This is a genomic window from uncultured Prevotella sp. (assembly GCF_946407605.1).
In the GTDB taxonomy this organism is placed as follows: Bacteria; Bacteroidota; Bacteroidia; order Bacteroidales; family Bacteroidaceae; genus Prevotella.
In genome coordinates this window covers 85,330-96,558 of record NZ_CAMJOS010000004.1, presented here as the reverse complement: position 1 = coordinate 96,558, position 11,229 = coordinate 85,330, and the positions used below count along the sequence as shown (strand labels likewise).

At 47.4% G+C, this 11,229-nt stretch carries 5 protein-coding genes; all 5 read left to right on the top strand.

What is annotated here, in order from left to right:
* Window positions 1–23 precede the first annotated feature (23 nt).
* From Q0R57_RS03245 to Q0R57_RS03225, 5 genes are read left to right on the top strand one after another with little or no spacing between them, the layout of a single operon-like run.
* Window positions 24–1,799, top strand: a complete 1,776-nt coding sequence (locus tag Q0R57_RS03245) for a RagB/SusD family nutrient uptake outer membrane protein (protein WP_294743854.1) — start codon at window positions 24–26, stop codon at window positions 1,797–1,799.
* Between the two features lie 26 nt (window positions 1,800–1,825).
* A complete protein-coding gene (locus Q0R57_RS03240) occupies window positions 1,826–4,057 on the top strand; it encodes a fasciclin domain-containing protein (protein WP_294743853.1) in 2,232 nt (743 codons plus the stop codon).
* 30 nt (window positions 4,058–4,087) lie between these two features.
* Window positions 4,088–5,971 (top strand): fasciclin domain-containing protein, encoded by a 1,884-nt coding sequence (locus tag Q0R57_RS03235; protein WP_294743851.1) that lies wholly within the window; start codon window positions 4,088–4,090, stop codon window positions 5,969–5,971.
* Window positions 5,972–5,998: 27 nt separating this feature from the next.
* Complete coding sequence (locus Q0R57_RS03230) at window positions 5,999–9,319, top strand: SusC/RagA family TonB-linked outer membrane protein (RefSeq protein WP_294743849.1); 3,321 nt, start codon at window positions 5,999–6,001, stop codon at window positions 9,317–9,319.
* 30 nt (window positions 9,320–9,349) lie between these two features.
* Entirely contained in the window at window positions 9,350–11,191 is a 1,842-nt protein-coding gene (locus tag Q0R57_RS03225) for a RagB/SusD family nutrient uptake outer membrane protein (RefSeq protein WP_294743848.1), read from the top strand.
* Window positions 11,192–11,229: the final 38 nt, after the last annotated feature.

Sequence of the window (11,229 nt, the reverse complement as noted above, 5' to 3'; positions counted from 1 at the left end):
AACTTAAAATAGAAAAGAAGATTATGAAAAAGAATTATTATAAGATAATCAGCGCCATCTGTCTCGTTTGCAGTTTCACGTCATGTGGCGACTTCTTGGAAATCAAGGACCAGCGTGAAATCATTCTGGAGGACTTCTGGAATGAAAAGGCCGACGTGGATAATATTGTGGCAGGATGCTATTCGGCACTTCAGAATGAGGGCGTACGTAAACGCATGATGATCTGGGGTGAGTTCCGTAGCGACAATATCGGAGCCGGTAGCAATATTGATGATGATATCTCTCTGTACAACATTCTGAAAGAGAACATCACCGCTAAAAACGATTATACTACTTGGGACGGTTTCTATGATGTGATTAACCGTTGTAATACGGTGTTGAAGTATGCACCTGAGGTGGCTGCCAAAGACCCCGCCTATACCGACGGTGACCTGAAGGCTACCATTGCTGAGGTAACGGCACTCCGCTCACTCTGCTACTTCTACCTGATTCGTACCTTCCGTGACGTGCCCTTCTCAAGAGAAGCCTTTACGGATGACGACCAGAAGATGGACCTGGCTGCCACTCCTTTCAACGAGGTGCTCAACAACCTGATTGTTGACCTGGAGGCCATTCAGAACGACGCCGTAAGACGTTATCCTGAGACCAAGAACGGTTATCAGACTGGTCGTATCACTCAGGATGCCATTCATGCCATGCTTTGCGAGATGTATCTCTGGGCTGGTGACTATGACAACTGTATCAAGTATGCAGATATGGTCATCAAGTCTAAGAAGGAAATCTTTGAGGAGTATAACAAGAAGAACCGTAATAACATGGGTGCCAGCGTCGAGGCTCTTCTGGAGAAGCGTCTGAATGGCTTCCCCCTGATTTATGAAGACCTTCAGAAAGTGGACCAGTGCGGTAGAGTTTATAACACGCTCTTCACACAGTCCAAGCGTGATGATGCCAGCAGAGAAGTCATCTTTGAACTGTACTACGACGAGGATCCCTCGGCTCATAGCACTATCAACAATGGCGCTATCTCTTCGTTCTATGGTAACTCTAGCTCAAAGAAGGGTCTGGTAACAGCCGGTTCAACTGTGTCAGGTGATATTAACCTTACTTCTGGTTCTGGTCGAGTTATCTTTGAAGATAAGATAAAGGATATGGATGCTCGCCTCTATACCTGTTATGATCAGTCATCAGAGGCTATTGCCAAGATGGTATATTCAAAGATCAATATCAACGCTGAGGCTACACCAAACGCAAACTATTCCAGCGCATTCCCTTCGAACAGCAATGGCAGCCAGTGGATTATCTACCGTTTGCCCGATATCATGCTCTTCAAGGCTGAGGCACTGTGTATGAAGATGCGCGACGGTGTGGAGGCAGAGGATCTTGCATACAATGATGCTATGAACAAAGAGGCCTTCTACCTGGTTAATGCCATCAACAAGCGCTCTATCATGAAAGTAACCCTTACGGAAAAAGACACGTTGAATGCCAGTGACTTTGGTTCTAAATCGACCATGTTGGAACTGGTGAAGAAAGAGAGACGTCGTGAGCTGATGTTCGAAGGCAAGTACTGGTTTGACCTGGTACGCTATGCTCTGCGTGCTGGTAATACTAACGAGGTGATTTCTTCCGTCAGCAAGCGCGACGATGTGAACAGCCAGTTCGCTTCTAACTTCTTCAAGAAGATGGATGCTATCTTCTGGCCCTACAACTATGAGGAGCTGAAGGTGAACCACAACCTGGTGCAGAACCCGGCATTTGGTAGTGGTGAAAGTACCAGCTATGAGAAAACGACCAAATAACAATGAATACTCTAAATAAGAAGACTATGAATATCAAGAAAAATATCAAAGTTGCCTTCATGGCGCTGGCAGCCCTGCTTGCTACAGGGCCATTGACCAGCTGCTCTGACGAGCCTGATAATGAATACTTCTATGCATTCACAGGCGAGATGATGAGCGATTACATGAAGAATCGCGAGCAGTATAGTCAGTTTGCCGCTATCGTTGAGAAGGCCAATCTGATGAGCCTGCTGTCTACTTACGGTAAGTACACGTGCTTCTTGCCCGACAATGATGCCGTGAACAAGTATCTGCAGCAGCGTGGCATATCAAGTATTGACGAGCTGAGTGTGGAAGACTGTGACACCATCGCCCGTACTCACTTGGTGAACAATATATATTCAACCTTTGAGATGACGCAGGACTGTCTGCCCGACTATAACTTGTTAGGTCGTTATATCGCTACCTCACAGGGTGTGGACGAGGACAGCAATGCTGTGGTTTACCTGGAAGGTTTGGCACATATCATTTTCGAGAAAACTTATCCTGACGGATCAAAGGTTCATCAGAACGACTCTGTGGAGAATGGTATCGTACAGCCTATCGACATGGTCATTGAGAAGTCTAATAGCTTCTTGGCTGACATTCTGCGTGACAACGAGAAAATCGGAATCTTCTACGAGGCTTTGAAGGCTACGAAGGTTGACGAGCAGATCGTGGCTTGGCAGGATCAGGACTATGAGAAAGAGAAGCTGAAGTATAAGTACTATAAGTATAAGTCACACGTTAGAAACGAGGTGGCTTGGGTGCCTGACCATAAGAGACAGGGCTTTACGGTCTTCGTAGAACCAGACTCGCTCTATAAAGCAAAGTTCCTGGAGTATGGCATTGATACCAGCCAGGGTAACCTGAAAGCTTTGTATGATTTGGCTGTCAAGATTTACGATCCTGTATATGGCTCTGGTGATGTAGAACATCGTGATGACCTGAAGGAGCACTGGAAGTGGGGTGATGGTAATCCTGAATACCTCTCTGACAGTATCAACCCGCTGAAGCGTTTCATCCAGTACCATATCATGACCCGCTATGTGCCGGCAGCGACCGACCTTATTGCTTTGATCGTTCCTGAGACCAGAGAGCCTTTTGGCTTTGAGACCAAGTGGATTAATGCTGTAGAATGGTACCAGACCTTACTGCCTCATACTATGCTGAAGGTTGAGTTGCTGAGCCGCTTTGGCCGCTATGACGTCAATTTCAAGGCTCTGCCTGGTGTGGATATCTATGGACCTGATGCTGATAAGAAGGAGCGTCACTTCCTAAACCGCCGCTATGAAGCACCTGACTATACTTTCCGTGGTGTGCTTGTGGATAATACGGTTGAGACAACACCTGTACACGATGCTCTGAATGGTCACTTCTTCTATGTGGATGATATTGTGAAGTTTGATACTGATGTTCGTGACAAGGTTCAGAATATGCGTATCCGTATGGACTTCTCAACGGTCTTCCCCGAGCTGATGAGTAATGGTATGCGTCTGAAGGGTAACTACCGTGCTGACGATGGTTACAACGCACCTGCTGATGAGTCTGAGAACCCGAAGAACGGTAAGAACTATCAGTTCCCCTTGGGCTATCTCGATGGTGTGACCTTCAACTCAAGCTGTCACCTTATTTATCGCCGTCCTCACTGGGAGTTCTGGTCTTGGCAGGGTGATGAGTGGAACCTCTTTGGTGACTATGACTTCACCTTCCGCATTCCTCCCGTGCCTTATAGCGGCGAATGGCAGCTCCGTCTGGGCTTCGCTCCGCTGGAGACCCGTGGTGTGATGCAGGTGTACTTTGGAGATGATCCTAATAATCTTATACCTCAGGGTATCCCCTTGGACATGATGCAGATTCTTAATAGTGAGATGTATCTGGGTAAAACTATCCCAGAGGATGATTCACAATTGGAGACCTATAAGAAGACGGCTGTTGAGGATCTGGCAGCTGAACAGAAAGTGTTAAAGAACCTTGGTGCCTACCGAGCTCCTCGTTCTTGCTACAACATCAGTAACAACGGTTCGCAGAAAAACTACTCTTGGGGCATAACCCACATGATGCGTCGAATCCTGTGCCAGACATATATTGATGCCACTAAGGACTATTACATCCGTTTCCGTGTGGCTTCTGATGGTAAGCAAGGTAACAATAACGAATTTATGTTCGACTACTTTGAAATGGTTCCTAAGAGTGTCTATGGCATCGAAGGTGAAGGAGACATGGAGGACGACCTGTAATTGAGAATTGATAATTGAGAATTGATAATTATGATTACCAAGAAAATATATATTAAGGTGTTAGGGTTGGCAGTAGCCACCCTCACCTTCGTAGCTTGTTCCGATACCTGGGATGACCACTATGAGAGTTTGGGTGACACCACCAATGGTGTGCATGACATCTCTTTGTGGCAGGCTATCAACAGTAACGAGAACTTGAGTAACTTTGCTAGTGTATTGAAGGAATGTGGCTATATGCCCAGCCTCGATGGCAGCCAGGTGTTCACGGTCTTTGCTCCGACCAATGACCAGTTTAGCAAGGCAGAGGCTGATGCCCTGATAGCCAGCTATAAGCAGCAGGTGCTGGACTCTGTGACTCAGGAGAACAATACCGTGATTAAGGAGTTTATCCAGAATCATATAGCCCTCTATAACCACTCTGTCTCGAACCTGAGGACTGACTCTATCGTGCTGATGAATGGTAAGTATGCCGTGTTGAGTGACAGCACCATCAATGATGTCAAGATTGGCCTGAAAAACCAGCTCTATACTAACGGTGTGCTTTATACGCTGGGTAAGCAGCTGAATTATCTGCCGAACGTGTTCGAGTATGCAACGAAGGATGCAGACTTGGACAGCCTGAGAAGTTTCCTCTACAACAGTCACTATTATTATCTGAAGTTTGAGGCAGACAAGAGTGTGCCCGGTAGTATCGTAGATGGTAAGACTCAGTATCTGGACTCTGTATTCAGCCAGCAGAATGAGTTGTATAACTATTTGGGCAAAATCAACTCTGAGGATAGCACCTACTGGATGGTGGCTCCCACTAACGAGGTGTGGAAGACGCTCATAGAGAAGTATGAACCTTACTTCAACTATTCTCCCGAGCTGCCTGATCGCGACTCAATGGTTTATACCAACAGCCGTCTGGCCATCGTACAGGGTACCACCTTTACACGTACCTATATGAACAAGGATGCAGCCTTGAACGACTCGGTTATCTCTAACCAAAGCGTGAAGGACAGAATGTCAACCTTTGTGCAGCGTAAGGCCAAGTGGGGTCTTCCCTTTGCTTACAATCAGTTCTTTGATCCCAAGGGTACGAATGGTATCTTTGATCAGACGGAGGTTATCCCCTGTAGTAATGGTCAGGTGATGAAAGCCACAAAGTGGAACATTGACGAGCTGAACACTTTCAATCAGTTTATCATTGCCTCCAACTCGATTAAGGAAGTGAGCAAGATTAAGGATCCTAAGAGTAAGGATGATAAAGACTCTGTGGAGACTGTGCAGAAGAATCCCAAATATGTGAGCTCAGACAACAAGTACTACAATTCTCTGTGGGGTAACTCGTATATGCAGTTCGACCAGCTCTATACGACTGTGAACCACTCTGTAACCTATTATTTGAACAATGTGCTTTCGAACATGGGTTATGATATCTATCTGGTAGTTGCTCCTGCCTTGGCTGGTGACTCACTGGCTACGACAAGTGAGCGTCTGCCGACAGAAGTTCGTTGCTCTGTCTATAATCCCGGTATCGGTGTAGAAGAGATGCTGAACTCTGAAGGTAAGAAGAACTTCGAGACAAAAGCCGACGTGGTTGATTACATCCTGCTGGCCGAAGACTACAAGTTCAACTTCAGCACTGTCGGTGTGGAAGCAACAGATAGAAAGGCTTGGCTGAAGGTAGAGACACGTGTAGGTAGTGCCGATCTGCGTAACAATGTCAAGACACGTACCATGCGTATCAACTGTATTCTGTTGGTTCCCCACGGAACACTGGAGATTGTTGATGCTCTGCCTGAGAAAGTGGGTACCTTGCCCAACCAGGGTAAAGTCGCAGCAAATGCTGTGGGTAAGCCTGGCGTGATTGTTTATCCTCATGGTAAATTTGACGACAGGAGTTATCCCGCCTGGTATATGCAACGCTAATGTTCACATAAATAAAGAAAGTAGAATATGAAACGATATATCTTATTTGGAATTTCGCTGCTGATGACTTTCCCGCTGAGTGTCTTCGCACAGGATTACGATGACGAAGAAGAGGAAGAGATTGAGGAAGTTCAGGTTAAGCGAGTTATTACAGCGAAGAAGCAGTATGAGACACGTACAGTCAAAGGCTTTGTGTTTGATGCTGCCACACAGCAGCCTATCTCGGGTGCTATTGTCCGCGCAGCAGAGATTGATGGTTACAGTGCACTGACCGACGACGATGGTGCATACGAGTTGAAAGTGCCTGTCTTCGCATCTGCCGTCCATGTCACTTCGCCCGATCATAACCCCATCAGAATGGGTTTGGTGCAAGGTGAGCAGCAGAAGCCGGTATATATGTATATTACGAACTTTACGGCAGAGTACAACGCTCAGACCAATGTACGTAGTGACTATCAGATAACTGATTTCAAGTACACCAATGCCATCAATATCAAGGATGAGATTCAGAAGCAGTTGGGCGGTCAGGCCTATACGGTTACTCGTAACGGTACACCTGGTGTGGGTAGCGTGATGTTTATCCAGGGTCTGAATTCACTCAATGTGAATGCCCAGCCGCTGATTGTCATTGATGATGTGATTATTGACCAGCAGTACAGCCGCACACTGTTGCACGACGGTTTCTATAATGATATCCTGTCGAACCTGAACCCTGCCGATATTGAGAAGGTTACCGTGATGCGTAACGGTACTGCCCTCTATGGTGCCAAGGGTGCCAATGGTGTGATTCTGATTCAGACACGCCGTAATAGGTCTATGGCTACCCGCATTACCGCCAATATCTCTGCTGGCGTGGTGCTCGAGCCTCAGTATCTGTCAGTGATGGATGCAGGTCAGTATCGCAGCTACGCTTCTGAGATGCTGAAGACCACCGACACCAAGTTGCGTGAGTTCAAGTTCTTGAAGCCTGAATACGATCAGAATGGTAAGAAGTACTACTACTATGACCAGTATCATCAGGAGACCGACTGGAAAGATTATGTCTATCATACAGCCATGACTCAGAACTATGGTATCAACATCGAAGGTGGTGACGCTGTGGCTAACTACAACCTGTCGGTAGGTTATACCAGCGCACAGAGCACGCTGAAGTACAATGATATGGACCGTCTGAATGTGCGTTTCAATACTGATATTACTCTTACACGCAAATTGTTTGTCCGCTTTGACGCTTCGTTTGCCAACCAGACACGTAACATCCGTAACGATGGTGCTCCTGAAGGTTATGATGAGGGTACACCTACATCGCCTGCTTTCCTGGCATACGTCAAGAGCCCGTTCCTCAGCCCTTACAGCTATGGTCATGATGAGACTGGTTCAGGCCGCTTCTCTGATTCTCACTGGGATATTGAGCAGGAGTCTTACCTGTCAGAGGCTTTGGCAGACTATCCGAAGTACAACTGGCGTCTGGGTAACCCCGCCGCTATCAACGAGTATGCTGAGAATGAGTCGAAGAACCGTTTCGAGACTTCAATGCTGAACCTGACCGTGACACCGAAGTACGAGTTTACCCGTAACTTCTCGCTCAGCGAGCACTTCAGCTACAACCTGGTTAACACCAACGAGTTGTACTATATTCCTATCAATGGTACACCTGATACCTATTATGTATCTAGTCTGAACGCTGATCGTCAGAATGAGACACGTGCCCTGGCTTCTAAGCAGAACTCAGTAATGAGTGACACTCGTTTGGAATGGGAGAATCGTTACAATGCTCATTACATCCATCTGTTGGGTGGCGCACGTATCAACTGGGAGAGCTTCTCAACCAGTTCGCAGGTAGGTTACAACACTGGTAGTGATAAGACACCTGGTATCTCTGGTCAGTTGCTTAACAAGGATGTGACTGGTGTTAACGAGAACTGGAATTCTCTGTCATGGTACGCTCAGGCTAACTACAACTACAAGAGCCGTTACTATCTGCAGGGTAATGTGACCATCGATGGTTCTTCTCGCTTCGGTCAGGAGGGCGGTGACTTCCGTCTGTTCAAGGCCGCATGGGCTGTGTTCCCCGGTATTCAGGGTTCATGGGTCATCAGCAACGAGCCTTGGATGGCTAAGGTCAACGGTATTGATTACCTGCGCCTCTCTGCCGGCTTTGAGATGAGCGGTAACGATGATATCAACTATTATGCTGCTCGCAGTTACTTCCGTTCTGGTAAGTACCTCAACACCATTGCTACATTGGCATTCGAAGGTATCGGTAACACAGAGGTGAAGTGGGAGACCACCCGTCGCCTGAACTTGGGACTCGATGCTAGCTTCATCAACAACCGTTTGAATGTGGGTATTAACTACTTCCGTTCTTCTACCTTCAACCTGCTGTCACTTCAGCAGCTGGGATTCCTCAGCGGTCTGAGCGAAAACTGGTCTAACGATGGTAAACTGAAGAACGAAGGCTTCGATGTGAACTTCAAGGCTAAGGTGCTGTCACTGAAAGACTGGCAGTGGGAGATCGGTGCCAGTGCTGGTCACTACAAGAATGAGCTGACCGCTCTGCCCGACAATGATAAGCCTATCATGAATGAGATATATGGTGCTACCATCCGTTCGGAGGTAGGTCAGGCCGCTAACCTGTTCTATGGTTACAAGTCACTGGGCGTGTTATCTACTACTGCTGATGCGCAGGCTGCTTCTGCTCATGCCGCTGGTGAGGCTACCTATGATGCCAAGGGTCTCTACTTCCTGGACGACAGTCATAACCGCGTTTATTTCGAGGCCGGTGATGTTCATTTCGCAGACCTCAATGGCGATGGTATGATTGACGCACAAGACCAGACCATTATCGGTGATCCTAATCCCGATATCTATGGTAACATCTTCACGTCACTCTCTTGGAAGCGCTTCACGCTTGACGTACGCTTCAACTACTCTCTGGGTAACGATATTTACAACTATATGCGTTCACAGCTTGAAGGTGGCTCACGCTTCATGAACCAGAGCACAGCTATGCTGCGCCGCTGGCAGGTGGAAGGTCAGCAGACCGACATGCCTCGCATTACCTTCCAGGATCCGAAGGGTAACTCTCGTTTCAGCGACCGCTGGATTGAGGACGGCTCTTATCTGCGCCTGAAGTCTGTGACCCTGAGTTACAACCTGCCCATCAACTCTGAGTATATCCAGGGCTTCCAGTTCTGGGTTCAGGGTAACAACCTGCTGACCTTCACCAAGTATCTGGGTACCGATCCTGAGATGACCATGACCTCAAGTGTGCTTGGCCAGGGTATCGACCTGGGCCGTTTAGGTCAGAGCCGTAGTATTGTGGCTGGTGTGAAGATTAACTTGTAATTGAAAATGGATAATTGAAAGTTGATAATTATGATTACCAAGATTTATAAAATATTCTGCGCCGGTCTGGTAGGTTGCGGTATCGCCGCCACACTTACCTCTTGTGAGGACTTCTTCAATCAGGAGAGCGATGACGTGCTCTATTCTGATCAAGAGCATCTGAACAACGCCGTTGATACCATCTACTCTTTGACCGGTATTCTGGCAAAGTTGCAGGCACTGGGCGATCGTACCGTCCTGTTCGGTGAACTGCGTGGCGATCTGGTTGACTTGACCGAGTATGCCGACAGTAACCTGCAGGCTATTGCCAATTTTGAGGTGAACGATAATAATAAGTATAACCAGCCGAGTGACTACTATGCAGTCATCAACAACTGTAACTATTTTATCGCACATGCCGATACAGCTTTGAGGAGCAACCGTAATGAGGAGATCTTCATGAAGGAGTATTGCGCTGTCAAAGCCATTCGTGCCTGGACTTATCTGCAGCTGGGTCTTGTCTATGGCAAGGTGCCCTTCTATACCGAGCCCTTGCTCAGTAAAGATGCTGCCGAGGTGGCTGAGAGCAGCCAGAAGACACTCGAGGAGATTTGTTACTATTTCCTCCACGAGGATGGTCTGATGGACCTGCCTGAGCGCTACAACACTGAGTATCCCGCCTACGGCGATATCAGAGTGCCTTCTAAACTGATGTACTTCCCTTTGAGTCTGGTGCGTGGTGATTTGTATCTCTGGCACGCCACACTGACTAATAATGTCAAGGAGTACAAGGAAGCTGCCAAGCAGTATTATACTTACATTAGCCAGCGTAATGGTTTGAACAGCGCCTATCCTATTGGCCGCAGTAATCTTGACATGTGGGACCTTGGTGAAGCCAAATGGGAATCACCTCGTACCAGTCTCTATCCTGTTGATGAAACAGCTACTGCTAACAGTGAAGCCATTACGATGATTATTGGTGACTCTCTGCCCTCAGAAGGTCATTACAGTGAGTTGCGTAACTTGTTCAATTCTACTAAAGACAACGACTACCGTGTGAGCATCAAGCCTTCACAGCGTGTAAAGGAGATTTCTCAGGCTACACCAAACTGTGTGCTTTCTAACGATGCCAGATCGGTATTCTATGCTCCTCAGAACCTGACTGACTACTCTGGTGACTTGCGTCTGCCTGATGCTTGTCCTCCAAACCAGAGACCTGAAGTCGTGAAGGGTGTCAGCGTCGAGACTCAGAAGATTAACAAGTATCCTGTATCTCGTGAGATGACTCATATCATCGTCTATCGTCGTATCATGGTTTACCTGCGTATGGCTGAGGCTTTGAACCGTGCTGGTTATCCCCGCATGGCCTATGAGGTTCTGTCAGAGGGTCTGACCAACCAGGTGATCGATACCAAGGTTATTCCTTATTATCCCACAGCTGATGATTTCAACTACTTGGTGCAGTTTGATTTCAATGATGCTCGTTATGAGAATTGCGAGCCCGAGGACTACGTCACCCGTGCTGGTTTCGAGCCGTTGGCTACCCACAACACGATTGGTATTCACACCCGTGGTGCTGGTTGGACACCGATGGATACGACCTATGTGTTGCCTCATGACACCATTGAGTATAATGCAACCAAGCGTGCACAGCTCGTTAAGGAGCAGCAGGCTTATGTTGACAGCCTGATTCTGGCTGAGTCGGCTCTTGAGTTCGCCTTCGAGGGTACGCGTTATTACGATATCATGCGCTATGCCCTTCGTCAGGACAATCCTGAGGCTACAATGAAGAAGATTATCGGTGCCCGTAAGGGTATTGACAATCCCACAGATGTTAAGTTGACAGGTCGCAGCAGCTGGTTCCTCACTTGGAAAGGCAAATTGGGATACTAATCACAATGATTAGTCCATAAAAATGGAAGCGCAAATCG